Source organism: Luteibacter aegosomatis (assembly GCF_023078455.1).
In the GTDB taxonomy this organism is placed as follows: domain Bacteria; phylum Pseudomonadota; class Gammaproteobacteria; order Xanthomonadales; family Rhodanobacteraceae; genus Luteibacter; species Luteibacter aegosomatis.
Genome location: NZ_CP095740.1, coordinates 1650233 through 1675096 on the forward strand (window position 1 = coordinate 1650233; position 24864 = coordinate 1675096).

The following is a 24864-nucleotide window of genomic DNA, read 5'->3' on the forward strand; positions in this document are numbered from 1 at the left end:
CGGGGATCGCGAACCCTTCGTTCGCGACGACGTTGCCGACGCTAGCAAGGAGCGATTTAATGGTGGCCCAACTGGAAAAAGGCCTCACCGTGGCGTCACGCGTATCCGACGGTCCCTCCACGCGCGCGGTGATACGCCTGTCCCAGCGTTCGGCGCAACTCATGCACCTGAGCGCGCAGGGGTTGCTGCGACGGCCCGCGCGAAAGGCGCGCGCGGCGGATATCGACGCGACGATCGCACGCATGGCGCTGCTCCAGATCGACACGATCCACGTGGTGGCGCGCAGCCCGTACATGGTGCTGTTCTCGCGCCTGGGGGCTTATCGCGAAGCATGGCTCGACGATGCCCTCGCCGATGGCCGCATCGCCGAATGCTGGGCGCACGAGGCTTCGTTCGTTCCCGTGGCGGAATACCGTTACCACCGGGATTATCGGCTCAGCCGCGTGAACCATTGGGCCTTGAAGCATGCGCAGCGCGCGCATGCCGAAGCGCGCGCGGACATGGACGCGCTGCTCGAGCGCGTGCGCCGCGAAGGGCCGCTTCGCGCATCCGATTTCGAACGTGACACCCCCGCCACGAAAGGCTGGTGGGGATGGAAACCCGAGAAGCGTTGGCTCGAGGCGTGGTTTGCGTTGGGCGAACTGATGGTCCTGCGCCGGGACCGCTTCCAGCGCGTCTACGACCTGGCATCCCGCGTCACGGCGCGATGGCCCGAACCGCCACCGGCGTCGTCGCTGGACGAAGCATTCGTGCGACGCCATTTCATTCTCGCCAGCGTGCGCGCGTTGGGCGTGGCGAAGGCCCGGTGGATCGCCGATTACTTTCGGCTTCGTCCACGCGTCACGCTCGAGGAGCTGTCACCGCTCGTCGAGGAAGGCGCGCTCATCGAGGTGGCGGTCGACGGATGGGACGAACCGGCCTACGTGCACCGGGATCACGAGGCGTCGCTCGACGCGGCGTCGCGACATGCCCTGCGCGGCACGCTCACCACGCTGCTTTCGCCGTTCGATCCCGTGGTATGGGACCGGGAACGGGCGCGCGACCTTTTCGGTTTCGATTACACGATCGAGTGTTACGTGCCGGCACCGAAACGGCGCTACGGCTACTACGTGCTGCCGATCCTGCATCGCGGTCGCCTGGTGGGGCGGCTCGACGCCAAGGCGCATCGTCAGGAAGGCGTGTTCCGCGTGCTCGGGATATGGCTGGAGGCGGGGCAGGTCGCCTCGCCGGTGCTCGTCGCGTCTGTGGCGGGCGCCTTGCGCGAGTGCGCGGCGTGGCATGGCACGCCGCGCGTGATCGTGGAGCGGGGCGAGCCGCGCGGTCTCGCCGCGCTGCTCGCCGCCGCCTTGCGCGATTAGGGCGAGGTGGAAGCCGGCGCCGGCACGTCGGCGCAGGACTTGCCCTTGAGCACGTCTTTCAACTGACCGGCCAGCGAGGCGCAGCGGGCACCGAGCTGGTCGCGCATGTCCGGGTCTTGCGACTGGCGGAGCAGGCTGGTGCGCATCATGTCGTAGCGGTTGTCGATCTGGTCGCGGGGGAAGACGCCGGCGGCCAGGTGACAGCTCTTGTAGCTGGCCAGGTACTCGTCGCAGGCCGCGATGCCCGTGCTGTCGGGCAGCGGAGCGTCCTTCGACTTCGTGGTCCGCGTGGAGGGCTTCGTCACGGCGGTGGACGAGGACCGGGTCGATTCGGCATGGCCGGATGCCGCTGGCGTCGACGTGCTCCCGACGGTCCGGGTGGACGTCGTCGTGCCACGGGTATTGTGGTCCGAACAGGCGGCGAGCACGGCCAGGCCGATGGCCAGGGGCACGATGCGGGATACGGGGCGGATGGTCATGGGCGGCGTTCCCTTGTGTGGATCTGCGGGGCAAGAGCGTCGCACGTGAAGGTGCGACGCCGCCAGAGCATGGGCCCGGAGGGGGTGAACGCGACGTCATCCCGGTCACGGGACAAGCCACCATCGCTATTTGCGGCGGAGACGGGTATGATCCGGCCACTGTGTTTGCCGGGGTCATAGAGTTACGTTGACCCGATGCCGCTGATCACGAATCCGCCACATCGCTTCGCTCCTCGCGTTTCCTTGCACACCAGTAATCGGCAACTTCCTTTAAGTTGCTGGTTTCATTCGTTATTTAGTTATTGGAGTGTTTCTATGTCGGATCGTGAGATCGGCACCGTCAAGTGGTTCAACGATGCCAAGGGCTTCGGCTTCATTTCCCGTGAGAACGGCCCGGACGTGTTCGTGCATTTCCGCGCCATTCAGGGCAACGGCTTCAAGTCGCTGGCCGAGGGCGAAAAGGTTTCCTTCAAGGTCGTGAACGGCCAGAAGGGCCTGCAGGCTGAGGAAGTGAACAAGGCGTAAGCCTTTTCACCGAATCGCTTCGCGAAAGCCGGGTGGAAACGCCCGGCTTTTTTCATGGGCGCCCTTCGGCGAATTTGCCGATTTTGTACCTTTCTTCACGAATGAGCGCGTGATCTCCGTCAAAAAAACGTCCTGTGTAGGATTTTTCCTACAGACGTTGTCGAAAATGTGGTTATGATCGGCCGTACTGTGTTTGCGCGGTCACGCGAGTGACCCGATGTAGGCGAGTCAGTTCCCGCTCCATCGCATCACCCATGCCATGCATGCCCAGTAACGTCGCCGGCTCGCAGCCGGTATTTGTGTTCCGATAGAGGGTGTGTGTAATGGCAACTGGTACGGTGAAGTGGTTCAACGACGCCAAGGGTTTTGGATTCATTACCCAGGACGAAGGCGGCCCGGACGTGTTCGTGCATTTTCGTTCCATCCAGGGCAACGGCTTCAAGTCCCTGCAGGAAGGCCAGAAGGTCGAATACACGGTGACCCAGGGCCAGAAGGGCCCCCAGGCCGATAACGTCGTTCCCAAGTGACGTTTTGACGGGCCGGCATCCCGCCGAAGACGCCCTGTCGACTTCATGCTCCCCCGGACCCTGACTCCGGGGGAGTTTTTGTTTGTGCGCCCGCCCAGAGGCATCCTGTGGCAACTGCGCTACGCTGGGGACATGTTCCCCGGAGAAAGCCAGTGACCGCCATTTCCATCGAAGGCAAGCAACGCGACCTGGGTGACGGTTTCGTGGTGCGACGGCTGTTGCCGAACCTGAAGGCCCGGCATGTGGGGCCATTCGTCTTCTTCGATCATTTCGGGCCGGCCTCGTTCCACGAGGACGCCGGCCTGGACATCCGGCCCCATCCTCACATCGGCCTGGCCACGGTCACGTGGCTGTTCGAGGGGGCCTTGCGCCATCGCGACAGCCTGGGCAGCCTGGTGGACATCCATCCCGGCGACGTGAACTGGATGACCGCCGGGCGCGGCATCGTGCATTCCGAGCGCACCCCTCCCGACGAGCGTCACCACGGCCAGGACATCCACGGCGTCCAGGTGTGGGTGGCCCTGCCGAAGGCGCACGAGGAGGTCGAGCCCGAGTTCCACCATCATGGCAAGGCGTCCCTGCCGACGAAGGACATCGACGGCGGCTCGCTCGTCGTCGTCGTGGGCGACGCGTACGGCGAGCGGTCTCCCGTGAAGGTGTTCTCCCCGATGTTCCTGGTCCAGGCGCGGCTGCGCCGGGGCACCCGCCTGCCGATGCCGGAGGAGCACGCGGAGTCCGGCGTCTACGTGATCGAAGGCAAGGTCAGCCTGGGCGGCCTCACGCTGGGTGCGAAGGACATGGCGGTGGCGTTCGATGGCGAGCGGCCCGAGTTGAGCGTGGACGACGATGCGCTCGTGATGCTCTTCGGTGGCGAGAAGCTCGATGGCGAACGCCACATGTGGTGGAATTTCGTCGCCAGCTCGCCCGAGCTGATCGAGCGCGCGAAGGCGGACTGGAAGGTCGCGAACCACGAGCGTTTTCCGAAGGTGCCGGGCGACGAGAACGAACGGATCCCGCTGCCGGAACACTGATCGGTCGCGCTGGCGCCAGCGCGGGCGACGAGGCACCGTCGGCTATCGAAGGGAGGGGCCATCCATGGCCGGTTTTGCGAATTTCGACGAGTTCTATCCGTATTACCTCGGCGAGCATGCCGACGTGCGTTGCAGGCGACTGCATTTCGCCGGCAGTTGCGTGGTACTGCTCGTCCTTGCGCTGGCCGCGTTTACCGGCCGCCTCGCATGGCTGTGGTTCGCGCCCGTGGCGGGCTATGGTTTTGCCTGGGTCGGCCACTTCGTCTACGAGAAGAACCGGCCCGCCACGTTCCGGCACCCGCTGTACAGCCTGATGGGCGACTGGCGGATGTTTTTCGACATCCTCCGAGGGCGCGTCACGTTGCGTTGAGCGCCGGTTGACGATCGACATGACGCTTGGCGCGACGGCTGGCGCTCCATGCCGGCAGGTTCATCTCGTCGCGCGCCCGGCGGCAGGCATCGACGAGGCGCTCCACGTCCTCGTCGCTCATGCCCGCGTTGAGCGTGAGGCGCAACAGCGATCGGTTGACGGTCGTGGCCGGCGCGCTGAATACCGAGCCGAAGATGCCATGGCGTTCCATGACATCGCGCACGTGGGCGGTCAGCAGTTCGGCGCCCGCCTCGAAGGCCACGATCTGCTCGGTCCCGTCTTCGATCGGATAGTCCATGGCGGCCAGTTCGCCGCGAACGTGGCGGGTGACCTCGCGCAGCCGCTCGCGGCGCCAGGTTTCGGCGCGGATCACGCGATGCGAGGCCATGAGGCCGGCCATGTCGTGCGGCAGCAACGACGAGCTGAAAATGGCGGGAAGGGCCTCGCAGCCGAAGTAGTCCTTGAACCGCGTGGTGCACGCGATGAATCCCGCGCGGGTGCAGTAGGCCTTGGCGAGGCTCGCGGTGATGAAGTGCACGCGGTCGTTGAGGCCGAGACTGGCCACGAGGCCCTCCCCGTGTTCGCCGTGGGTGCCCAGCGAATGCGATTCGTCGACGACGAACACGCAGCCGTTGGCTTCGGACAGGTCGGCGATGCGCTCCAGCGGTGCGAGGCTGCCGTTGGTGCTGTAGACCGAGTCCACCACAATCACGCCGGGGCCGTTGCGCAGGATCTGTCGTTCGAGATGGGCGAGGTCGTTGTGCAGCACGGAGATGGCCGTGGCGCCCGCGCTACGGATGCCTTCCCAGAGCGAGGCGTGCGCGAGCATGTCGACGTAGACGGGTACCCGTTCTTCGGCGATGGACTGGATCAGGCCCACGTTGGCCGCGAATCCGGACTGGGCGAGGATGCCGTCTTCGCTGCCGACGGCTCGCGCCAGCTCGCGTTCGGCCTGGCGCAGCGGGGCATCGGCGTCCTGCTGGAACAATGCCGACATCATCATGCCCAGGCCGCCGTGGCCGAGCGATTCGCGTTGCGCCTCGACGATCGCGGGATGGCCCGCGATGGCCAGGTAGTCGTTGCTCTGGAGCATCAACGCATCCGCCTGAGGGCGGCTTCCACGCAAAATGTGACGGCCGCCCCAGTCGAGGGCCACGCGTTCGTCGTGAAATCGTTTCACCCTGCGGTGAACGAAATCGGGGAGCGCTGGCGCCTTGGCGATGCGGTGAACGGCGGATATCTGTTCCATGGGTCTCTCTCTCTGGTGAGGGTGCGGGCGACACGGTGCGTGGCGCACGGCCGTGCGACGCGCACGCGCTGGCCTCGCCCAGGCCAGCGCAGCAACGGGGGAGGCGGAACGTGCGCCTCGTGATTGCCAGAGAGAGATCGAGCTAGATGAACCGCGGGCGGCTGTCGGCGGAGAGGCTCAGGTCCTGCTCGCGCAACCAGCTCCTGTAGGACTTCACGTGTTGCAGGCGGAAGCGCTCCACGTCATCGATGAGGGCGTAGTAATACCACTGCTCACCCGACACGGCCGTCGCGGGATACATGTGCGCTTCGGGGTTTTCCACGCCCTTGTGGTAAAAGCCGTCGCGGGAAGCGAACCACGGCAGGGCCTCGCCGCTGCGAAGCGCATCGAGTATGGGCGCGGGCGCGCCCAGATCTGCCGCAATTTCATAATGCGTGCGGAGGTCTTCGTCGGTCTGTACGAGCAGGAACCGGCCGATGCCCCAGGCGTCCACCAGCAGCAGGCCGGTGGGGTTGCAGTGCACGTAGCACTCCACGGGCTGGAAGGTGGCGGTCACGCTCTGCAGCACCTCGCGAAAGGCGGGGTCGCGCAGGAACCGGAAGTTGCCCAGGGCCAGGGTTTCGGCCACGAAGGCGCTGGCGCGCTCGAAATAGCGGCGTTGCAGTTCGACGATGGCGGCCTGCAGCTTTTCGATGGCGAGGGGGTCGTTCTTCCGGATGAAACGGTCGATGACGCCGGAATTGAAGGCGTCGATCGCGGTCGCGTCGTCCGCCCGTCCGGTGAGAAGAATCTTGCCTATGTGCGGATTCGGCAGGCGCTTGCAGAAGGTGATGCCGTCCATCTCCGGCATCGCCTGGTCGACCACCACCACCGAGACCTCGGCGAAACGCTCGGGGTCGTAGACCACCCGGTGGATGGAGTCGATGTCCAGGGCGACCAGTTCCTGGGTTTCGGAGGGCCGGTCCTTCCAGCGATACAGCCAGCCGCCGCCGGGGACGGGGCGGCTGCCGTTGTTGCCCAGGGTGGCCAGGGCGCTGCGCGGGGAGCTGAAGGTGCGCACGCGTACCATGGGGTCGAGCAGGAGCGGCACGACGTCGAGGTACTCCTCGTGGTCGTCGACCAGCACCGTGGTGGTGGGAAAGTGGAAGGGCTGGATGTCGCCCTGCGAGTTCAACGTCATCACTGCCGGTCCCCGGAATGCGGATGCGGGAAAGTCAGGGTGAATTCCGTGAATTCACCCAGGTTCGTTCGGCAGACGATGCTACCGCCCATATGCTCCATCGCCGCGCGGCAAAAAGCGAGCCCTATGCCGAGGCCGGTGACCGTGCCCGTGCCGGCGCTATGGCTGGCGTACGAGTAGAAGCGATTGAAAATACGGGGCAAGACGTCCGGCGGGATGCCCGGACCGGTGTCGTGGACACGGATGCGATTGCCGTCGTCGTCCGGCTCGATGTAGACCCGGATGTCGCCCTTGCCCGCCCGATCCGTATGAAAAAGCGCATTCCGGAGCAGGTTGAAGAGGATGTGCACCACCAGGGTTTCCTCGCCCACCAGGGCGAAATCGCCCCCCGGAGCCAGGGTGATGCGCTCGCGCTCGGCCCGGGATCCGTAGGGGAAGCGCCTGAGGGCCTGTTCGACGCATTCGCGGGCGGTCAGGGGTACCAGCGGCACCTCGCCGATGGGGCGCGCCGAGAGCAGCAGCATGTCGATGATGGTATTGGCATAGGTGACCTCGCGCTCCATCACGCCGATGCTGCGCTCGAGCGCGTGCAGGTTCTGCTCGCGGATTTCCGGCACCGGCAGGCCCTCGCTCTCGGCGAGCCGGTGGCTGCGCAGCAGGTCGGGCATGAACCGGGCGACCGCCCGCGCGGCGATGCGCAGCGACCCCAGGGGCGTGCGCAATTCGTGGGCGATGTTGTTCGAGGCGGCGGTCAGGGCGTCGATGCGCGACTGATCGGCGACGTTGGACGAGACGGTGCAGGTGGCGCCGCCGACCATCGCGAACAGCAGGAGCGGAATGTATTCGAGCATCGTCTGCGTATGCAGGTGCGCCTCGGGCGAGAGCGCGAACACGAGGGCCGCCATGAGGCTGCCCAGGGTGAACACGAGCAGGAAGCTGGCGATGTCGAAAAGCATCATCAGCAGCATCACGCACGCCATGTGGGTCATCAACCAGGCGGGCGTGGCGTTGCGCAGGGTCATGTAGCCCACGAAGAAGGGCATCGCCACGGTCATGGCGAAGTACCAGTACGTCGGCAGGTGGGTGCGCAGCCGGCGCGGCCACCACGGCAGTAGGGCCAGCGGAATGAACGTGGCGCTGCAGATGAGCCGCATCGGCAGGTTTTCGTACGGCTGCGGAAACAGGTACGCCCAGACCGGGTAATACACCGCGAGGCAGAAGCTGCCCACCACCCCGATCGCCACCATCTTCGGTTGCGAATAGCGGGTGCGCAGGAACATCGTGGTTTCGAAACGGGCCATGGCGCGGAAGAGCAGCCATAGCTGCATCTTCACGAAGGGCTTGCGCTCGACGGGCTTTTCCTCGGGATGCGGCGACATCGTCTTCAGGACCGGCCGGGCGGAAGGGGCATACGGGTCACCGGTATTGACGATGGCAGGATTGGCAGGCCTCGCCTACCGGTCGCAGGGCGGTCGACAGGGCGGCGCACGAGGCGGGGGCTGCGGCGACCGCCTCGTCGAGGGAGGTCGATAGGCGGTCGGCGGCCTGACCGAACCCCGCGTCCATATCGGTGCCGAAGGCCGGGCGGACATCGCGGGCCGTCTCCCGCAGGCGGTCGAGGTGCGTGGCCACGGTCTTGGCTTCGCAGGTGTTCGCCCGCATGTCGGCGCGCAGCGCGTCGATATGGTGGTCCATCACGGCCATGACGCCCTTGTGAAACGGCGTGCCCTGGCGCAGGGCCGACAGGGCGGACGTGGCACCCACCGCCCCGATGGCAAGGCCGAGGATGACGAGGAGCAAGGCGCGCATCGGATTTCCATGGATCGTGAGATTGTGAGCATAGCCGACGGTCCGCTTCTTTCAATATGAGACAATGAACGCATTACCTGATACCGGAACACCCGTGAGCACCGCCCAGGCCGAACGTTTCGCCGGCATCGAACGGCTCTACGGCCGCGGCAGCCTCGGGCGCCTGGCGGACGCGCACGTTTGCGTGATCGGCGTGGGCGGCGTCGGCTCCTGGGCGGCCGAGGCGCTGGCCCGCAGCGGCATCGGCCGGCTCACCCTGATCGATGGCGACGACGTCTGCCTGTCCAACACCAACCGCCAACTGCATGCCCTCGACGGGCAGTACGGCAAGCCGAAGGTGGGCGTGCTGGCGGAGCGGGCCCATGCGATCAACCCGCTCATGCGCCTGGAAGCGGTGGAGAGCTTCCTTACCCCTTCCAATCTCGACGATCTGCTCGATCGCCACTACGACGTGGTGATCGATGCCTGCGACGCCCTGAAGGTCAAGCTCGAGACCATCGTATGGTGCCGGCGGCGCAAGCTGCCGCTGGTCACCGTCGGCGCGGCGGGCGGCCGCACCGACCCCACGCTGATCCGCGTGCGGGACCTGTCGCGTACCGAGCACGACGCCATGCTCAGCATGATCCGCAAGAAGCTCAGGCAGGAGCATGGCTTTCCGCGCAATCCGCAACGGTTCTTCGGCGTGTCGGCCGTGTATTCCATGCAGAACGTGCAGTACCCGCAGCCGGACGGCAGCGTGTGCGGGGTTCGACCGCCGGGGTCGGATGCGTTGAAGCTGGATTGTGGCGGGGGGCTGGGCGCGGCCACGCACGTGACGGGAGCGTTCGCGTTCGCGGCGGTGGGGAAGGCGCTGGAGAAGCTGGCAGCGCCGGCGAAAGCGTGAGGCGCAAGACGCTGGGTTCCTGCCTTCGCAGGAACGACGTGAGGTCTTTTTTGTTTCACGATGACTCCAGTACCGCAATTCGCTGGACTACGCCAAGGTTCGATACAGCAGGTTTATCAATCACTTAGGCGAGTTCAACATATGCCGGTGCTTTCCGAAACTTGACCCGGCTTCCCCTCGCGTGGCTCCCATGCGGCTCTTGGAAACCGGGCTTTCCGAGGAGTCATCATGGCGAAGATCAAGCTCACCAAGTCCGCAGTCGATGCGGCACAACCCCAAGACAAGGCCGTCGAACTGCGGGATACCGTGGTGCCCGGCTTCCTGTGCAAGATCACCCCGGCGGGTCGCAAGGTGTTCATGCTCCAGTACCGCACGAACGCCGGTGAACGCCGTAAGCCCGCCCTGGGCCAGTACGGGGAGCTGACGGTCGATCAGGCGCGCACGATGGCGCAAGAGTGGCTGGCCGAGGTGCGCAAAGGCGGCGACCCCAGCGCAGCCAAGAACGCCGCCCGCAAGGCACCGACCATGAAGGAGTTCTGCCATACCTTCATGGAGGACTACTCCAAGCAGCGTAACAAGCCCAGCACGCAGCGCGGCTATCAGGGCGTCATAGACCGGTGCATCATTCCGATCATGGGCCGGATGAAGGTTCATGACGTGAAGCGCCCGGACGTGGCCGCGCTGATGAAGAAGCTGGCCAACAAGCAGGCCGAAGCGAACCGCACCTTCGGCGTGTTGCGCAAGATGTTCAACCTGGCCGAAGTATGGGGACTGCGCCCTGACGGCACGAACCCGTGCCGCCACGTCCCGATGTATCCGCCCGGCAAGGAAACCCGGCTCATCGTGGACGAAGAACTAGTGCGGATCTTCCGCCAGTTGGAGCACCTGGAGGCGGAAGGACTGGAGAACTACGTCATCCCGCTGGCGATCCGTCTGCAATTCGAGTTTGCCGCCCGCCGCTCCGAAATCTGCCCGCTCGAATGGGCGTGGGTTGATCTGGAAAAGCGCCGTGTGGTCTGGCCCGACAGCAAGACGGGTGGCATCTCCAAGCCCATGAGCGAGGAAGCCTATCGGCTGCTGTCCACCGCCCCGCGCCGGGAGGGCTGCCCCTACGTCCTTCCATCGCCCAACGATCCGACCAGGCACCTGACCCATGGCGAACACTACGGCGGCTGGACGCGCGTGCTCAAGGCCGCTGGCGTGCCGCACGTCGGCACGCACGGCATCCGCCACCGGGCGACGACCGACATTGCCAACTCGGGCGTGCCAACCAAGGTGGGCATGAAGCTCACAGGCCACAAGACCGTGGCGATGTTTATGCACTATGTTCATACCGAGGACAAGCCGGTGCGGGATGCGGCCGAACTGGTGGCCAATCGGCGGCTGGCGATTACCGGGGCGTCCCGTTCCATGGAGGTGACAGCATGACAAGGAAGACGCCCGTGGCAACGCAGAAACCCGCTGCCTTACCGGCTGGCTATGCCGGCATCCACGGCGGCATCGTGGAACTGCTGGACGCGGCGCGCCAGGCGGCGGCGCGCAGTGTCAACGCGCTGATGACGGCCAGCTATTGGGAGATTGGCCGACGGATCGTCGAAGCCGAGCAGAAAGGGAGGCGGCGGGCCGGTTACGGCGAGCAGTTGATGGCGCGGTTGTCCGCCGACCTGACGGCCCGGTTCGGGCGCGGGTTCAGCCCGGACAACCTGGAGAACATGCGGCGTTTCTTCGTCGCTTACCCCCTTGAGGCAATTTCCGAGACACTGTCTCGGAAATTTGGAGACGGACTGCCCGCAGGGAATTCCGAGACGGTGTCTCGGAAATTCGACCTCTCGGAACTGGCCCAGGTCTTCACTCTGCCGTGGTCGGCTTATGTCCGCCTGCTGTCGGTCAAAGATGACCATGCCCGCCAGTTCTACGAAGCCGAGGCGCTGCGCGGTGGTTGGAGCGTGCGCCAGCTCGATCGGCAGATCGGAAGCCAGTTCTACGAGCGCACGGCTTTGTCCAAGGACAAGGTGGCGATGCTGGTCAAGGGCTCGGTGGCCAAGCCCGAGGATGCCGTCACGCCCAATGACGCGATCAAAGACCCGTATGTGCTGGAGTTCCTTGACCTCAAGGACGAATATTCGGAGTCCGATCTGGAAGCGGCCTTGATCCAGCGGCTGGAAGACTTCCTGCTGGAGCTGGGCGAAGGCTTCACCTTCGTCGGGCGGCAACGTCGGTTGCGCATCGACCAGACTTGGTATCGGGTGGATCTGCTGTTCTTTCATCGCAAGCTGCGCTGCCTGGTCATCATCGACCTGAAGCTGGGCAGCCTGACCCATGCCGATGTGGGGCAGATGCATATGTACTGCAACTATGCCAAGGAGCATTGGGCCTACCCGGATGAGAACCCGCCGGTGGGCCTGATCCTGTGTGCCGACAAGGGCCATGCTTTGGCGCGGTATGCGCTGGATGGCTTGCCAACCAAGGTGATGGCGGCGAACTACCGCACCGTGTTGCCGGATGCGGAGCTGCTACAAAAGGAGCTGGAGAACACGCGGCGTCTGCTCGAATCACGTAGACCGGCATCCCACAATACGCCCAGTAAAAACTAGGGCAGTTGCAGCGTGATGCTGCCAGGCTTAGCTAGCGACGCTTGCTGCGCCCTGGCCACGGCAACTCACCAGTTAATTCTGGTAGGCCGCCATCGTCTTCCACTCGCACGCCGAAGCGGTTCACTTCGATCTCCGGCAGGTCTTCGCGGTCAAACCATAGCAACGAAATAGTGGTGTCAGTGCGTGCGTAGTGCCTTGAAAGTTCCCAGAGATCCAGGCCCTTTTCCCAGTTGTCGAACCATACGTCCTGGGAGACTTCCCCCGTATCAGTTGTACTGTTCCCAGAGGATCTGACTCGATGAGCCACTGAGCCAGCCGGGATCACCGACCTGGGTGATATCCAGGCTCCAGCTTGTCTCAAAGACGTGGAGCGTGCCGCATACCGTACTGCGCCACGCTCCATGGTGACGAAGGCACACGGCACATCGCTGAGACTGGCGAATCTCGACGCAGCCGCGGGAAATGAAGTGCCAAACAAATCGGCCATGCGCTGGATAAGGTCCAAGGAAGGCTCTTCCTTGGGAACGACAGAAAGCCATCGCTGATAAGGCATCAGCAGTTCAGCGGCAAATGTGTCGCAGGCGATCTCGTTGGGATGCCGTTTGGCATAAGACCAGGACGGGACTTCCTCGTGACTCGATTCTAGGTCGAGCACGATATGCGCTATCTCGTGGCAAATAGTGAAACGCTGGCGTTCCTCAGTCTCCAGGGAGTTCACAGTGATTATGTGCTTCCCATTCGGCTTGGTAATGGTATAGCCAGACTCTCCTTCGCCAAGCTCATCTTTCTTGACCTTGGCATTAGCAGCGGTCACATAGGGAGACAGGTCTTCTCGGATGTTAGAAACATCGACTTTCGCAATGAACGCGCGTGCTTTCTGTCTGACATCCGATTCGTCCATGTTCAATCGTCCTCGTCGTCGTCCTCAAGGGCCTTTTTGATCCGGGTAATCAATGTGGCGGGATCAGGCCTTGCGTTACCCCGATGCCTGACGCCGGCCGCCATCGTAAATACGTCGATACCAATAGACGAATCTTGTAGCACAAATTCGACGAGGTTCGGGTCGGCGTCCGCATGGTCAACCAGCCAAGTTACGAGTGCAGCATCTCTCTCCGTCGGCTTAAGAACCTTCAATAGCTTTTCAATCAGGTCTTGGGAGGGGTTTGTTTTTTCGCCAGTTTCGAGGCGGTAGACGTATGCATGGTCCACTGACGATAGCTGCCCAATTTCACGCAGGGAAAGGGTTCTGCGTTCGCGTAGCGTCTTGATAGCGACGCCCAAGCCTGTTTGTGGCATGAGTTCTGATCCTTGCGTTGCGGGGGAAGGCCGTAGCCCTCTGTTGCATCAACCCCACATTCAGTCGAGTCTAAAGGCGCATGTTGCGCAGGTGTTGCGCCAGCGCACATGCTCTGATACATTGTTGTCTAGCCAGACAACGGAGGCAGATTTTACGCCTGCTACGGGTTGGATTGGCTTGGTCTTCCTGTTGTCTGCATAAGCAACGTATTGTGCTACAGCGGGCGACCATTGACAACCCAGCCGGCTGGCTGGGACTTCCATAGTTCCATTGTAGGAGTGCCATCATGGCCGGAAAAAATCAGCATGTTGTTCCTCATCAAGACGGTTGGGCCGTTAAAGGCGCTGGCAACGAGCGGGCGACCTCTGTGCATGACACGCAGCAGCAAGCAATAGATGCAGCGCGGGATATTGCACGCAACCAGAAGTCCGAACTCGTCATCCATCGTCCAGATGGCCGTATACGTGACAAGGATAGCCACGGCAACGACTCCTTTCCCCCGAAAGGTTGAGACGTCATGACTGACATCCCTACCTACCATGTGCTCGCCCTGTCAGGGGGAGGCTATCGCGGCCTTTATACGGCCACGGTTCTTGCCGAGCTTGAAGCCGTGCTGGGCCGGCCTATCGCTTCCCACTTTGATCTGATTTGTGGCACATCGGCAGGAGGGATGTTGGCTTTGGGACTGGCAGCGGAAATCCCTGCCAGCGAACTCAAAGCACTGTTCGAAGACGAAGGCAGCCGCATCTTTGGTTGCCGCAGTCTTTCAAGACGGCTTCTGGGATTCTGGTTGACTGCAAAGCATGATTCGGCAGGGTTGCGAGAAGTGCTGACCGAACGCTTCCAAGGAACCACCGTAGGCGACTTGAAGCATCGTGTTCTTGTACCAGCAGTCAACTACTCGACAGGTCGTGGACAGTTCTTCAAGACGCCTCACCACCCTTCCTTTGAGTTGGATCACCGCATGAAGGTCGTCGATGTTGCGTTGGCGACCGCCGCCGCGCCCGTCTACTTTCCGCTGGCGCGTAACGACCGCGGTGTCTTCGCGGATGGCGGACTGGTAGGTAATGCACCCGGCCTGTTCGGGTTGCATGAAGTCAACACGTTCCTGGCACCGAAACAGGATGCGCGGATTCGGGTTCTTTCCATCGGCACGATGACGATTGGTGCGACTGTCCGTGGCGGCGCCAGCCTTGACCGAGGATTCGGTAAGTGGCGCGGAGGACTCTTCGATCTAGTGATCTCTGCCCAGGAATCGTCCGTGGACTACATGCTGAGACAGCTGTTGGGGAACAACTACTTCCAGATCGACGACAAGGCAACGCCGGATCAGAGCAAGGACGTGAAGGCGCTGGATCGGGTTTCCATTGGCGCCACGAATACGCTCAAGGATCGCGGTAGCCACGCGGCCCAGCGCGCGCTTGGCGATCCTCTTTTTCAACCGTTTCGAGCGCACCAGGCCGGCGCCCCCATTTTCTATCACGGCCCCAACAAGAATGTACCGGAGGCCGCATGCTGAACCTGAGCCCGCTTTTCTTTACCACTGTTGACGACGAATCCTGCATCCATGATGAGCTGGATTTGACGCCTGAACAGCGTACCAGGATCGCCAGTGCACGGACGGATGTCAGAAGCTGCCTACGCACGGGCATTCCTCGTGTGATGAGAGCTGGCGGATACACAGAAGACGTACCGCAGCCGCGCTTCTTTACGCAGGGGTCGTGGGCATACAAGACGCTGAACTCGCCGGCACAACGTCCGCAGCAGGCGGATGTCGATGATGGTTGCTATCTACCAATGAGTTTCGTCTCGCAGACGCAGCGCCCCAGCACAGCGGCAACAGTTTTCTTTACTGCTGCGGAAGAGGCGTTAAGGCCGCTGGTCGAAGAAAAGGGGTGGAAGCTTGTCACTGACAAGCCGACTTGCATTCGCATTGTCATTGCTGCCTATGCCCACATTGACATCCCACTATATGCCATCCCCGATCAGGAGTTCGTGAATCTGGCAGAGGCCTCAATGAGGCGATATGGCTACGACTCGGTGATGGATGCCATTATCAAAGCGGAGCGAGATGCGTGGACGGCATTACCGCGCGACAAGGTTTTACTTGCCCATCGTGAATGCAATTGGATGCCCTCTGATCCTAGGCCTGTAAAGGAGTGGTTCCTGGGCGAAGTGGAAGCTAAGGGGGAGCAGTTCCGCCGCGTGGTTCGTTACTTGAAGGCATTCCGCGATTGGAGGTGGTCCAGCGGCGGGCCCTCTTCGATCCTGCTGATGGCCGCCGCAGCCCCTCTATTTGAAAAGCGTGATCGGCGCGACGACCTCGCGTTGCTGGATGTCGTCGTGGCACTGCCGGCCCGGTTGCGTGCGGGGGTGAACAACCCCGTGGATGAATCCGAATCGCTTACGGCACGGCTGGGCAAAGCCGGTGTCGAAGAAGCCGCAAAGGCGTTCGAAGAATTTGAGAAGGTCCTTCGCGGCGCAACCGACGCCAGCAGCCCTTCACAAGCTTGCATCTGGATGCAGGGCGAATTCGGCCCGCGTTTTCCGAATGAGCCGGATCGGGTCAAGGTGGTATCCATCGTCGCCACCATCGCCGCCGCTCCCGCCGCCGCTGGTCCGAGCGAACTCGTCGGACGAACGAAGGCCGGATGAGCGGCGCCACAGCGGTCGCAGACGTGATCGAGGCCTTCGAGCAGCAAGGCTTCGTGTTTGTTGGCAAGACGGATGACGGCTGGTTCAAGCTGCACGGGTGTTTGAACCCACCCGGTGCGGGCAAGGGTTGTCCGTGCGAAGTCCAACTCGACCCCACATTCTTTGACTTGCCTCGCATCCGGCTGCTGGAAATCCCCTCCGAACTGCCGGCTGCGGTTCCTCATCTTGGCGCAGATGGCGTTCTTTGCTATCTCGCCAAGGGCACGGTCGTCCTGGACATCTACGATCCTGTCGGACAGTCGCTGGCATGCCTGCAACACGCGGCCGTCTTGTTCGGGCAGATCCTGAAGGGAGAGATGATCGAAGATCTCGCGGAAGAGTTCTTCGCCTACTGGCACGGTGGGCTTTGCTTCGTGGACATGCAAGGCGAGGATTTGGGGCGGCAGAACTGCATCGTCGCGCAGGCCAATGGGAATCCCTTGTGGTTCATCACCGACAACGAAGATCGAACAACAGAAAAACTGAAATCGCTCGGCTACCAAGTCACCGATAGAACGGTGCTGACTTACCGGGTAAAGACGGGTGCTCAACCCCGTCCTCTGACCAGCCATTGGCCTCCTGAAACAGTGAGGGATATCTTGGCGTGGCAAAGCACCCTTGACCCTCGGTGCCGGCGCAAGATTCACGAACGCATCAAGGAAGGAGAAAGGAAAAAGGCCAACGGCGTTCTGATCGTCATTGAATCCCCGTTGATGACGTATGGCTTCGTGGTTCTCTATGACCGCCAACGTCCTGTGCAAAAGAGCAAGCTTGCAGATCGCAGGGATTCCAGCTATGGATTGAAGGTGATACCCATCTCAGTGGTCAGAATCGACGATCGCTACCTTGCCCAGCGGAATATGCCTGCGTCCAAGACACTTGCAGGCAAGAACTTGGTCGTCGTGGGATGCGGAACGATCGGTGGATATCTGTCCGACATGCTGGTCAAGGCCGGGGCGGGTACGTGCGGTGGAAAACTCACGTTAGTGGACTTCGACTGCCTTCTCCCGCAAAACATCGGGCGTCATCGCTTGGGATTTCCGGACCTGCTGTCGAACAAAGCCGAGGCCATGGCGAAGGAGCTTAAACGCTTGGCGCCAGGGGCCGAGATTCGTTCTCTTCCCGTAGATGTCAGGCAGGCCCAGCTGGGAGAACTGGACCTTCTCATAGATGCCACCGGGGAAGAATCCCTTGGGCACTGGCTGTGCGGCCACTATCTACCGCCTACGCCCATGCTTTCGGTCTGGATAGAAGGGCCGGGTACGGCTGTCCGCGCACTATTGAGAACGCACGCATTTGGTGCTTGCTACCGATGTCTTTGGCATAGCAATAGAAGAGGTGAACTCCGCTCCACTGTTGATCCTCTTCCTGCCATCTTAGCGGGGCATGGATGTGAGGGCTTATACGTGCCGTTTCCTGCCTCGGTGTCGGTGCATGCCGCCAGCCTGGGCGCAGAGATGGCGCTTGATTGGGTTAACGGCGTCCATTCCCCCGCACTTCGAACAAGGGTCATCGACCGTACCCAGCAATCTGCCACGCCCGACTGTGATCCGTTGCGGAACCCGGAATGTCCTGTATGCAATTCATGAGTTCCTGGGCCACTGGCGACAGGAGGACGCTGCTGCATTTTACGGATTCCACACTGGAGACTTTTTTCCAGCATATTCAGGTTATTGATACCGCCTGTGAAGCTGGTGGAATTCTACTTGGTTCGGTTCATGGGGCTCACATGATTATCGAGGAAGCGACGGCCCCTACGGAATATGACAAGAGATTCAGATGTCTATTCGAGCGGATGCCCTTTGGTCACGAATCTATTGCCCTGGCGCGATGGACGGCGAGTAACGGGACCATCCGCTACTTGGGCGAATGGCACACTCATCCAGAGGATCATCCTCACCCTTCTGATCTGGACAGATCGGAATGGAACCGCTTATCAGCGAAGCGTCGGGACAAGCGGCCAATGATTGCTGTCATCGTCGGACGAAAATCTCTATACGCCGAGTTGGTGCCGAAATCAGGCCGAGGTTTGGTACTCGCTCCCGTGGAGTAGCGCGCAATCAATCCAGTGCGTCCCGGCGTGCCGCCGTCGGATTCGCGGGCTGCGCCCCGCGCTTCGTACCGAATCGCGGCCATCCGGCTTTGACCCCTGACGCCTTCGGCCCTGACGGTCCTGCGCGCTCCGCTTGCACAAACGCGAGTGTGCATTGGGCGGGTGTAGGCGGTCTTGCTGTTCCCTTCACCGTATCACGGCGTTCTCGCCGTCAAGGGCTGCGCGTGCTTGCACGCTTGCGGCCTGTCGGCCGTCCTCGACCCCTGACTGCTTGCGCTGCGCCGTGCTCGCCACGGTTCCGGGCAATTCCGCCCGAGCAACCGGAGCACGATCATGTCGCAACTGTCCTTTTCCTCGTTCGACTCCTCGCTGATGGTGCGTGACGCACAGGGCCGCTACCTGCTGGCGACTGCCGAGCAGATTCTTGAGGCCGCGCGCCAGGCCATCGAGCGCAAGATGCAGCGCGGTACGTCGTTCACGTCGCCGGCGGTGGTCAAGGAGTACCTGCGCGCCAAGTTGGCTGGCTTCGAGCATGAGGTGTTCGCGGTGCTGTTCATGGACACGCAGCATCGGCTGATCGAATACGCCGAAATGTTCCGAGGCACCATCGACGGTGCATCTGTGTATCCTCGCGAACTGGTCAAGGAGGCGCTGCGGCTCAACGCGGCGGCGGTCATCGTTTCGCACAACCACCCGAGCGGTAATCCCGAGCCGAGCATTGCCGACAGGACATTGACCCAGAGGCTGAAGGAGGCATTGGGGCTGGTGGACGTGCGCGTGTTGGATCACATCATTGTCGCAGGCACCACCACCACGTCCTTTGCCGAACATGGCCTGATCTGATCCAAGGGGGCTTCGGCCCCCTTTTTGCTGCGCCGTGCTACTCGGCTCCGTTGCGCTCACGCTGACGGAGGCGCTTCACGTAGGCTTCGTCCACCAGTTCGTCGGGGCCGAGATCCAGAGCGCAGTTCGCCAATGAGGCCAATGTCCGATCGGTCAGCTTGAACGCCCTTGGCAGTTGGCCGTAGTTCTCCGTGCTGTTTTCCTCGATCGAAGCGAACAGTGCCTTGAAGAAATCGGCCTTGGAGGGACGGGTCGCCGCAGTGGCGGCGGCCGTCAGTGGGTCTGTGGCCGCCATCTCCGCCTTCTCAGCATCCGATGCCAGTTCGCGCATGAAGTCGCCCAATGAGGGCCAATACTTCAGATCGAACTGGCCCCGGAGGGCATCAAGCTTCTCTTGTACGTATGACTGGAACAGGTGGTTGTTCTGGGATGCAGCCTCGATCACGTCTCCAACGTGATAGTGGGTTTCGCTGCTGAAACCTGAGGTGTTGTGCAGATCGCTGCGTTGATCCAGAAGTTCTGCCAACTCAGTCGCTTTCCTCGCGATTTGCTGATTGACGTTGGTGAGGTCGTTGCGGGCGGTGCGCGCCTTCAGCATCTTCTGTGGATTCCAGAAAGCGGCAGTGCTCAAAATGAGGCCGAGAAAGACCTGGAGCGCCGGCGGGCGGGCGTGGAGCTTTCCATGCAATTCATCGTAGGCATCTTTCAATTCGACGCCACGCGCCAGCAGTCGATTCGCGACCGCGTTCTCGCTGGGCAGGATGTGGTGCTCGATGTTGTACTGCTTCCCCTCCAGGAGGAGGTCTTCGCAGACTTGCTGCGGATTCACGGTTTGAGACGAACTCACGGTCTGTCCTTGATGTTTTAGACGTTTCACAGCGTATTAAACCCTGCCGGATTTGTCGGTACCCGAGCGACGGTGGATGAACCGGCTCTGAGGTACCCACGCCAATGCAATCCGGGCGTCCCCGACCCCCTGGGAGATAGCCGGTCGCGCTGTCGTGCGCGTGGCGCATCGAGCCGCCTACGGCGTCTCGCCCCTGACGGGCTTCCATCGTTCCCTCGCTCCGCTCGGCTGACGCCTACGGCCCGGCTTCCTAAATCCGGGCCTGCGCGCTTCGCTTGCGTGCGGTTCGGCACACAGGGACGGCCGTTGCCATGTCCAGCCGTCTCCCCTGACTTCATCACCTTCTCCGCGACCGTAGCCCGCTCCCGTGTGCCGTCAAGGCGCGCAGGGCCGAGTCCTCGGCTGCGCCTGCGGGCCGCACCAACCCTGCGCTTGTCTCCTTGACGCCCCCCGTCCGCGCGCTCCTTTGGCCGCGGGCGATGAACTCAGGAAAGACGGTGGCAACAGGGCCAACCGGGTTCCTCGTGCCAACCGCACAGAACAGCCGAAAGGCTGGGCTCCGAATCTAGGAATCCGGTGTGCGGTTTGAACAGCAAACCCTTTTTGTCAGGAGAAATGAAATGCAACTCGCATCCCGATTCGCTTCCCGCTCACCCTCGCTGCGCAGCGATTACCCGCTGACAGATGACCAGATTCACCGCGTAGCGCCGTCCATCTTCGCGGACGCGCCGCATGAAAGCCGTTCGCAGCGGTACGCCTATATCCCCACCGCCGCCGTGCTGGCCGAGCTTCGCAAAGAAGGTTTCCAGCCCTTTATGGTGACGCAAACCCGCGTGCGCGATGAAGGCAAGCGCGAGCACACCAAACACATGCTGCGCCTGCGCCACGCGAACCAGATCAACGGCGCGGAGGCTAACGAAATCGTGTTGCTGAACTCCCATGACGGGACGAGCAGCTATCAGATGCTGGCCGGCATGTTCCGGTTCGTGTGCAGCAATGGCCTTGTGTGCGGCGACACCGTGGCCGATGTGCGCGTGCCCCACAAAGGCGACGTTTCCGGGCACGTCATCGAAGGCGCTTACGAAGTTTTGCAGGGCTTCGAGCGCGTGAAGGAATCCCGCGATGCCATGCGCGGCATCACGCTGGGCGAAGGCGAAGCCGAAGTGTTCGCCCGTTCCGCGCTGGCCTTGAAGTACGACCCCACCGACAACAGGCCCGCGCCCATCACCGAATCGCAAATCCTGATGCCGCGCCGGTTCGACGACCGCCGCCCGGACTTGTGGAGCGTGTTCAACCGCACGCAAGAAAACCTGACCAAAGGCGGATTGCATGGCCGCAGCGCCAACGGACGCCGCCAGCAAACCCGCCCGGTGCAGGGCATTGATTCCGATGTGCGCCTCAATCGCGCCCTCTGGATGCTGGCCGATGGCCTGCGCCAGTTGAAAGCCTGATTCCCCACGCGGCAGGGGCAGGCAGCAGCCCTTGCCGCTTTCTTCGCTGCTGCATCCCTGAACCGATAGGAGTTATCACCATGAACGCTGTTACCACTACCGAAGCCCGCGCCATCCAATCCCCCGCACTGGAAGCCGCCGACCCGACCAAGAACCTGATTTTGGTTCCGCTGTCGCGGCTGGTGTCGCGTCCTGTTGGCCGCAACGTGCGCAAGACCCCGCGCATGTCCATTCCCGAACTTGCCGCCAGCATCCAGCGCGTGGGCCTGCTGCAAAACCTGATCGTCATTGCCGCCGCCGATGGTGAGCATTACGAAGTGGTGGCCGGTGGCCGTCGCCTTGCAGCGTTGAAGCTGCTGGCGAAGAAGCGCCGTATCAGCAAGGAATGGGACGTGCCTTGCCTGCTGGTGGCCGATGGAACCGCCCGCACGGCCAGCCTCACCGAGAACGTGCAGCGTGAAGCCATGCACCCGGCAGACCAGTTTGAAGCCTTCGCCGCGCTGGTGGCCGAAGGCCGACCCATCGAGGACATAGCCGCCGATTTCAGCGTGTCCCCGCTGGTGGTGCAGCGCCGCTTGAAGCTGGCGAACGTCTCGCCCCGGCTGCTGGGAGACTACCGCGCCGAAGCCGTGAGCCTTGACCAGTTGATGGCCCTTGCCATCACCGATGACCATGCCGCGCAGGAAGCCGCTTACTATGACGCACCGACATGGCAGCGCAACCCTTCCCAATTGCGTGACCGCCTCACCGAGCGTGAGATTGACGCCTACCGGCATCCGCTGGTGCGGTTCGTCGGGCTGGACATTTACGAAGGCGCAGGCGGCGGCATCCGTCGCGATCTGTTCGCGGAAGGCGACGCAGGCGTGTATCTGACGGATGCCGCGCTGCTGGAACGGCTGGCGCAAGACAAGTTGGCAGGCATCGCCGTCGAGGTGAAGGCCGAAGGCTGGGCGTGGGTGGATGCCACGCCCGCCGTGACCCATGCCGACCTGCACGCTTTCCAGCGTGCGCCGAGGGAGCGCCGCGAACCGACCAAGCGCGAAGCGTAGCGTATCGAGAAGCTGCAAACCAAGCTGCACGAACTGGCCGCAGCCGTGGATGAAGCGCTGGACACTGACGACGAGGAAAAGGCCGACGCCTTGCAGGAGGAAGGCGAAGCCGTGGGCGAGCAGTTGCAGGCGCTGGAAGATGGCTTGCAGGACTACGGCGCGACCGTGAAGGCCGCAGCCGGTGCCATCGTCACTATCGACCGCAGCGGCGATGCCGTGGTGCATCGCGGGCTGCTGCGCGAAGCCGAAGCCAAGGCGCTGCGCACGCTGGAGCGGCTGCGGCAGGGTTTCGGCAGCGAAGCCGAGAACGACGACGAAGGCGAGGACGGAGACAGCGACGGGCAGCCCAAGACCACCGCCATGTCCGACAAGCTGGCGCAGCGGTTGAGCGCCCACCGCACCGCCGCGCTGCAAATCGAAGTTGCCCGGCATCCACAAGTGGCGCTGGCCGCGCTGGTGCATGGCATGGTGCAGACCGTCTTGCAGGGAAGCCACTACGGCCCCCGTCATGATGCGTTGCCGCTGGGCGTGAGCCTCAAAGCGCAAGACCGGCTGGAAGGCATCGCCCCGGACATGCCGGATTCGTCCGCCGCCGTGACGCTGCGCGAATTGCAGCAGGTAGCAGGCGAAGCCTTGCCGGAGGACAGCGCAGAACTGTTCGCCGTGTTGCTGGCGAAGTCGCAGGATGAACTGGTGCGGCTGCTGGCGGTATGCGTGGCCGTTACGGTGGACGTGGTGACGCCCCGCGCCACGTCGCACCAACCCGGCGCGGAACTGGCGCAGGCCGTGGGGCTGGACATGGCGGCATGGTGGAAGCCCACCGCTGACGGCTATTTCCGGCATGTGCCGAAAGCTGCGATTCTGGAAGCCGTGGAGCAGTACGCCCCGGCGCACGTTACCCGGCTGGCAAAGTTGAAGAAAGGAGACATTGCCAGCGAAGCCGAACGGCTGGCGGATGGAACCGGCTGGATGCCTGCCGTGTTCAAGGCCGAAGGCCCGCAGGAGGTGGAGCCAAAAGAAGACACGGAAGCCAGCGCCGCCCTGGTGGATGAACCGGCCGAGGCATTGGCCGCCTGACGCTCACCGCAGACCTGCGCCCCGGCTCGGGCCGGGGCGCTTCGTTGCAAGGAACCAGACCATGCCCACGAACACCAGCACGGCGACAAGAGCGCTGCGCCCGCGATTGCGCCGCCGGTGTCGAACACGCGCGGCGCGTAGGCGTTGAAGAATAACCACCACTCAAACAGCTTCCAGTGGTGGTAGATCGACGTGCCAAGGAAGTCGAACCAGGGCTGAAAACCGACGTGTTCCCGATGCGGCGGGCAGCAAGATTTAGATCTTCCAGTTCGCCGCCCGCAGCCGTCTTTGTCCAACGTAGTGTGGGCGATTCGTCAAATTCAAGATCAGTGCGACTGCGGCTGTGGTGAACTGGCCTCTGGTGTCAACGTGTACATCGCCGTAGCTCTTCGCCGAAAGCTGAAGCTGCGCGCAGAGACTCACGACCTTCTCACTCGTGAATGACACCTTGATCTGATGCGCAAACTCGTTGCGCACCTTTCGAATCAGATCGCACTCCTTGTACTCGACTTCGGACAAAAGGCCCAAGGCGAACGAGGAGGCGATGCGTGCGGAGAACGTGCCAAGCGGCGCGTTGAAGCCATCGAGCAGAGCTTTGCTTCCTTTGTTTGGAATGAGGAATGCCTCGATGATCCGACCGAGTTGCTCATCGAGCATTGCCGCCGCAGCCAATGCAGTTCCGCGCTCTGTCTCTTTGTTGAAGTCGGCAAGGAAGTCCATGAAGCCGCTGAGATGCGGATGAGTCTCTGAAAGTGGCTGGGTTAAATCGTTCATGGCCGCCACTCAGTAGCGCCGAAAAAAGCTATGAATATCGGGACGAACCTCAAGAGCCAAAGTCAGCACAGCCATTGATTGGCCGAGAAGCACATCGTCTCTTTCAGAGCCTTCAACAAAATCCGCATGACCGGCGCCGCCGTCTTGATATTTAGCGCCGTGGGCAAGATTGTTTCTCGCTCGGCGAATCGCAAGAAAGAGATCAGCCGTGTTCTTGACGGCGCCCGTGTCCTTCCATCCAAGCGTTCCATCGGCGAGCTTCACTTGCTTTTTGGGTGGCTTGCCAATTAAGACGGGGGCAATTCCTTGGGCGATGACATCACTCAGGAAGTCGGGGCCAAGGTCTCGGGCAAAACCATCCCAGTCAGGATCGACCCTGTCATCGTTGCCAATGGCATACTGCCCAGACCTCTTCAGCGCGCACTCGAATCTTGAGAAAACGATGAAGAAATCAATAGCCAGCTTCGGTAGCGCTGCCTCAAGGGCTTGTTCGACCAAACTCATACTTCCCCCAGTAAGTTACTCATTCGTTATGACGATTGGACCGTCCACTCAGCACCGATGCTAACCATGCCGAGAACATCACGTTGTCCTTCTTGACGTAGAAACTGATGTAGCCACCATCTGTTAGAACGGGATAGGCCCGCGTGAGTCTATTTTCTGTCAGTGCCTTGTATAACTTAACTCAGGTACATTGAGCGCGTCGGCGCGAAGCGCTGCCGGGCTTTGCGAACTGCGCCCCCATGCTGACTTCGCCGTCACGGCCATTCGGCT

At 62.3% G+C, this 24864-nt stretch carries 27 protein-coding genes; 17 read left to right on the plus strand and 10 right to left on the minus strand.

Features of this window, described 5'->3' with window-relative positions; genetic code table 11:
* Positions 1–59: 59 nt before the first annotated feature.
* Positions 60–1358: a winged helix-turn-helix domain-containing protein gene (locus tag L2Y94_RS07655; RefSeq protein WP_283248532.1), complete on the plus strand. Its 1299-nt coding sequence runs from the start codon at positions 60–62 to the stop codon at positions 1356–1358.
* On the opposite strand, the gene L2Y94_RS07660 is transcribed toward L2Y94_RS07655, so the two are convergent.
* Entirely contained in the window at positions 1355–1837 is a 483-nt protein-coding gene (locus L2Y94_RS07660; RefSeq protein ID WP_247374126.1) for a hypothetical protein, read from the minus strand. The two genes, L2Y94_RS07655 and L2Y94_RS07660, sit on opposite strands and share 4 nt — an antisense overlap.
* Positions 1838–2152: 315 nt before the next feature.
* Between L2Y94_RS07660 and L2Y94_RS07665 the strand changes: the two genes are divergently transcribed.
* The 4 genes from L2Y94_RS07665 (at position 2153) to L2Y94_RS07680 (ending at position 4290) form a co-directional block, all read left to right on the plus strand.
* Positions 2153–2362 (plus strand): cold-shock protein, encoded by a 210-nt coding sequence (locus tag L2Y94_RS07665; protein ID WP_046967385.1) that lies wholly within the window; start codon positions 2153–2155, stop codon positions 2360–2362.
* 323 nt (positions 2363–2685) lie between these two features.
* Positions 2686–2889 (plus strand): transcription antiterminator/RNA stability regulator CspE, encoded by a 204-nt coding sequence (gene cspE, locus L2Y94_RS07670; RefSeq protein ID WP_089973954.1) that lies wholly within the window; start codon positions 2686–2688, stop codon positions 2887–2889.
* A 152-nt stretch (positions 2890–3041) separates the two neighbouring features.
* Entirely contained in the window at positions 3042–3920 is an 879-nt protein-coding gene (locus L2Y94_RS07675) for a pirin family protein (protein WP_247374128.1), read from the plus strand.
* Positions 3921–3984: 64 nt separating this feature from the next.
* A complete protein-coding gene (locus tag L2Y94_RS07680) occupies positions 3985–4290 on the plus strand; it encodes an Mpo1-like protein (RefSeq protein ID WP_247374129.1) in 306 nt (101 codons plus the stop codon).
* Here L2Y94_RS07680 and cqsA read toward each other — a convergent pair.
* The 4 genes from cqsA to L2Y94_RS07700 all read right to left on the minus strand — a co-directional run bounded on the left by cqsA (position 4277) and on the right by L2Y94_RS07700 (position 8528).
* Positions 4277–5539, minus strand: a complete 1263-nt coding sequence (gene cqsA / locus L2Y94_RS07685) for an alpha-hydroxyketone-type quorum-sensing autoinducer synthase (RefSeq protein WP_247374131.1) — start codon at positions 5537–5539, stop codon at positions 4277–4279. The two genes, L2Y94_RS07680 and cqsA, sit on opposite strands and share 14 nt — an antisense overlap.
* Before the next feature lie 142 nt (positions 5540–5681).
* The gene (locus L2Y94_RS07690) at positions 5682–6719 is read right to left on the minus strand and encodes a response regulator (RefSeq protein WP_247374132.1); all 1038 of its coding nucleotides are present in this window, start codon (positions 6717–6719) and stop codon (positions 5682–5684) included.
* Positions 6719–8098 carry a sensor histidine kinase gene (locus L2Y94_RS07695; RefSeq protein WP_247374133.1) on the minus strand — a complete coding sequence of 460 codons (1380 nt, stop codon included), beginning with the start codon at positions 8096–8098 and terminating at the stop codon, positions 6719–6721. Before L2Y94_RS07695 ends, L2Y94_RS07690 begins: the two co-directional genes overlap by 1 nt.
* A 37-nt stretch (positions 8099–8135) precedes the next feature.
* Positions 8136–8528, minus strand: coding sequence for a cytochrome c (locus L2Y94_RS07700; RefSeq protein WP_247374134.1), 393 nt, complete (start codon positions 8526–8528; stop codon positions 8136–8138).
* A gap of 64 nt (positions 8529–8592) precedes the next feature.
* On the opposite strand from L2Y94_RS07700, the gene L2Y94_RS07705 reads away from it, so the two are divergent.
* The 3 genes from L2Y94_RS07705 (at position 8593) to L2Y94_RS07715 (ending at position 12005) form a co-directional block, all read left to right on the plus strand.
* Positions 8593–9411 (plus strand): tRNA threonylcarbamoyladenosine dehydratase, encoded by an 819-nt coding sequence (locus L2Y94_RS07705; protein ID WP_425602441.1) that lies wholly within the window; start codon positions 8593–8595, stop codon positions 9409–9411.
* A gap of 228 nt (positions 9412–9639) precedes the next feature.
* The gene (locus tag L2Y94_RS07710) at positions 9640–10839 is read left to right on the plus strand and encodes a tyrosine-type recombinase/integrase (protein WP_247374136.1); all 1200 of its coding nucleotides are present in this window, start codon (positions 9640–9642) and stop codon (positions 10837–10839) included.
* Between the two features lie 14 nt (positions 10840–10853).
* Entirely contained in the window at positions 10854–12005 is a 1152-nt protein-coding gene (locus L2Y94_RS07715; protein WP_247374137.1) for a PDDEXK nuclease domain-containing protein, read from the plus strand.
* 31 nt (positions 12006–12036) lie between these two features.
* Here L2Y94_RS07715 and L2Y94_RS07720 read toward each other — a convergent pair whose 3' ends face one another.
* Both L2Y94_RS07720 and L2Y94_RS07725 read right to left on the minus strand, forming a co-directional pair.
* A complete protein-coding gene (locus L2Y94_RS07720; RefSeq protein ID WP_247374138.1) occupies positions 12037–12906 on the minus strand; it encodes an ImmA/IrrE family metallo-endopeptidase in 870 nt (289 codons plus the stop codon).
* A 2-nt stretch (positions 12907–12908) separates the two neighbouring features.
* Positions 12909–13301 (minus strand): helix-turn-helix domain-containing protein, encoded by a 393-nt coding sequence (locus L2Y94_RS07725; protein ID WP_007182527.1) that lies wholly within the window; start codon positions 13299–13301, stop codon positions 12909–12911.
* Between the two features lie 287 nt (positions 13302–13588).
* Here L2Y94_RS07725 and L2Y94_RS07730 point away from each other — a divergent pair, with 287 nt between their 5' ends.
* The 6 genes from L2Y94_RS07730 to L2Y94_RS07755 all read left to right on the plus strand — a co-directional run bounded on the left by L2Y94_RS07730 (position 13589) and on the right by L2Y94_RS07755 (position 18892).
* Positions 13589–13813, plus strand: coding sequence for a DUF2188 domain-containing protein (locus tag L2Y94_RS07730; protein WP_074046854.1), 225 nt, complete (start codon positions 13589–13591; stop codon positions 13811–13813).
* 6 nt (positions 13814–13819) lie between these two features.
* On the plus strand, positions 13820–14821 hold the full coding sequence (locus L2Y94_RS07735; protein WP_183149379.1) for a CBASS cGAMP-activated phospholipase: 1002 nt from the start codon (positions 13820–13822) through the stop codon (positions 14819–14821).
* Complete coding sequence (locus L2Y94_RS07740) at positions 14815–15957, plus strand: CBASS cGAMP synthase (RefSeq protein WP_183149378.1); 1143 nt, start codon at positions 14815–14817, stop codon at positions 15955–15957. Before L2Y94_RS07735 ends, L2Y94_RS07740 begins: the two co-directional genes overlap by 7 nt.
* The gene (locus L2Y94_RS07745) at positions 15954–17585 is read left to right on the plus strand and encodes a ThiF family adenylyltransferase (RefSeq protein WP_247374139.1); all 1632 of its coding nucleotides are present in this window, start codon (positions 15954–15956) and stop codon (positions 17583–17585) included. The genes L2Y94_RS07740 and L2Y94_RS07745 overlap by 4 nt, the downstream gene beginning before the upstream one ends.
* On the plus strand, positions 17582–18049 hold the full coding sequence (locus tag L2Y94_RS07750; RefSeq protein ID WP_247374140.1) for a Mov34/MPN/PAD-1 family protein: 468 nt from the start codon (positions 17582–17584) through the stop codon (positions 18047–18049). Before L2Y94_RS07745 ends, L2Y94_RS07750 begins: the two co-directional genes overlap by 4 nt.
* Positions 18050–18382: 333 nt before the next feature.
* Positions 18383–18892 (plus strand): JAB domain-containing protein, encoded by a 510-nt coding sequence (locus L2Y94_RS07755; protein WP_247374142.1) that lies wholly within the window; start codon positions 18383–18385, stop codon positions 18890–18892.
* Positions 18893–18929: 37 nt separating this feature from the next.
* On the opposite strand, the gene L2Y94_RS07760 is transcribed toward L2Y94_RS07755, so the two are convergent.
* A complete protein-coding gene (locus L2Y94_RS07760; protein WP_247374144.1) occupies positions 18930–19739 on the minus strand; it encodes a hypothetical protein in 810 nt (269 codons plus the stop codon).
* Between the two features lie 620 nt (positions 19740–20359).
* On the opposite strand from L2Y94_RS07760, the gene L2Y94_RS07765 reads away from it, so the two are divergent.
* From L2Y94_RS07765 to L2Y94_RS21400, 3 genes are all read left to right on the plus strand, one after another.
* Entirely contained in the window at positions 20360–21190 is an 831-nt protein-coding gene (locus L2Y94_RS07765) for a DUF932 domain-containing protein (protein ID WP_247374145.1), read from the plus strand.
* A gap of 80 nt (positions 21191–21270) precedes the next feature.
* Positions 21271–22239 (plus strand): ParB/RepB/Spo0J family partition protein, encoded by a 969-nt coding sequence (locus L2Y94_RS21395; protein ID WP_425602442.1) that lies wholly within the window; start codon positions 21271–21273, stop codon positions 22237–22239.
* Positions 22240–22284: 45 nt separating this feature from the next.
* Positions 22285–23316 carry a hypothetical protein gene (locus L2Y94_RS21400; protein ID WP_425602443.1) on the plus strand — a complete coding sequence of 344 codons (1032 nt, stop codon included), beginning with the start codon at positions 22285–22287 and terminating at the stop codon, positions 23314–23316.
* Between the two features lie 255 nt (positions 23317–23571).
* On the opposite strand, the gene L2Y94_RS07775 is transcribed toward L2Y94_RS21400, so the two are convergent.
* Positions 23572–24090 carry a hypothetical protein gene (locus tag L2Y94_RS07775; protein WP_247374146.1) on the minus strand — a complete coding sequence of 173 codons (519 nt, stop codon included), beginning with the start codon at positions 24088–24090 and terminating at the stop codon, positions 23572–23574.
* Between the two features lie 9 nt (positions 24091–24099).
* Entirely contained in the window at positions 24100–24594 is a 495-nt protein-coding gene (locus L2Y94_RS07780) for a hypothetical protein (RefSeq protein WP_247374147.1), read from the minus strand.
* Between the last annotated feature and the right edge of the window lie 270 nt (positions 24595–24864).

Coding starts and splice junctions, on each gene's coding strand:
- L2Y94_RS07750 (WP_247374140.1), top strand. CDS start 17,582: ATGAGTTCCTGGGCCACTGGCGACAGGAGGACGCTGCTGCATTTTACG.
- L2Y94_RS07755 (WP_247374142.1), top strand. CDS start 18,383: ATGTCGCAACTGTCCTTTTCCTCGTTCGACTCCTCGCTGATGGTGCGT.
- L2Y94_RS07660 (WP_247374126.1), bottom strand. CDS start 1,837: ATGACCATCCGCCCCGTATCCCGCATCGTGCCCCTGGCCATCGGCCTG.
- cqsA (WP_247374131.1), bottom strand. CDS start 5,539: ATGGAACAGATATCCGCCGTTCACCGCATCGCCAAGGCGCCAGCGCTC.
- L2Y94_RS07680 (WP_247374129.1), top strand. CDS start 3,985: ATGGCCGGTTTTGCGAATTTCGACGAGTTCTATCCGTATTACCTCGGC.
- L2Y94_RS07780 (WP_247374147.1), bottom strand. CDS start 24,594: ATGAGTTTGGTCGAACAAGCCCTTGAGGCAGCGCTACCGAAGCTGGCT.
- L2Y94_RS07705 (WP_425602441.1), top strand. CDS start 8,593: ATGAACGCATTACCTGATACCGGAACACCCGTGAGCACCGCCCAGGCC.
- L2Y94_RS07665 (WP_046967385.1), top strand. CDS start 2,153: ATGTCGGATCGTGAGATCGGCACCGTCAAGTGGTTCAACGATGCCAAG.
- L2Y94_RS07700 (WP_247374134.1), bottom strand. CDS start 8,528: ATGCGCGCCTTGCTCCTCGTCATCCTCGGCCTTGCCATCGGGGCGGTG.
- L2Y94_RS07710 (WP_247374136.1), top strand. CDS start 9,640: ATGGCGAAGATCAAGCTCACCAAGTCCGCAGTCGATGCGGCACAACCC.
- L2Y94_RS07655 (WP_283248532.1), top strand. CDS start 60: ATGGTGGCCCAACTGGAAAAAGGCCTCACCGTGGCGTCACGCGTATCC.
- L2Y94_RS07745 (WP_247374139.1), top strand. CDS start 15,954: ATGAGCGGCGCCACAGCGGTCGCAGACGTGATCGAGGCCTTCGAGCAG.
- L2Y94_RS07690 (WP_247374132.1), bottom strand. CDS start 6,719: ATGACGTTGAACTCGCAGGGCGACATCCAGCCCTTCCACTTTCCCACC.
- L2Y94_RS07765 (WP_247374145.1), top strand. CDS start 20,360: ATGCAACTCGCATCCCGATTCGCTTCCCGCTCACCCTCGCTGCGCAGC.
- L2Y94_RS07720 (WP_247374138.1), bottom strand. CDS start 12,906: ATGGACGAATCGGATGTCAGACAGAAAGCACGCGCGTTCATTGCGAAA.
- cspE (WP_089973954.1), top strand. CDS start 2,686: ATGGCAACTGGTACGGTGAAGTGGTTCAACGACGCCAAGGGTTTTGGA.
- L2Y94_RS07730 (WP_074046854.1), top strand. CDS start 13,589: ATGGCCGGAAAAAATCAGCATGTTGTTCCTCATCAAGACGGTTGGGCC.
- L2Y94_RS21395 (WP_425602442.1), top strand. CDS start 21,271: ATGAACGCTGTTACCACTACCGAAGCCCGCGCCATCCAATCCCCCGCA.
- L2Y94_RS07735 (WP_183149379.1), top strand. CDS start 13,820: ATGACTGACATCCCTACCTACCATGTGCTCGCCCTGTCAGGGGGAGGC.
- L2Y94_RS07775 (WP_247374146.1), bottom strand. CDS start 24,090: ATGAACGATTTAACCCAGCCACTTTCAGAGACTCATCCGCATCTCAGC.
- L2Y94_RS07740 (WP_183149378.1), top strand. CDS start 14,815: ATGCTGAACCTGAGCCCGCTTTTCTTTACCACTGTTGACGACGAATCC.
- L2Y94_RS07725 (WP_007182527.1), bottom strand. CDS start 13,301: ATGCCACAAACAGGCTTGGGCGTCGCTATCAAGACGCTACGCGAACGC.
- L2Y94_RS07695 (WP_247374133.1), bottom strand. CDS start 8,098: ATGTCGCCGCATCCCGAGGAAAAGCCCGTCGAGCGCAAGCCCTTCGTG.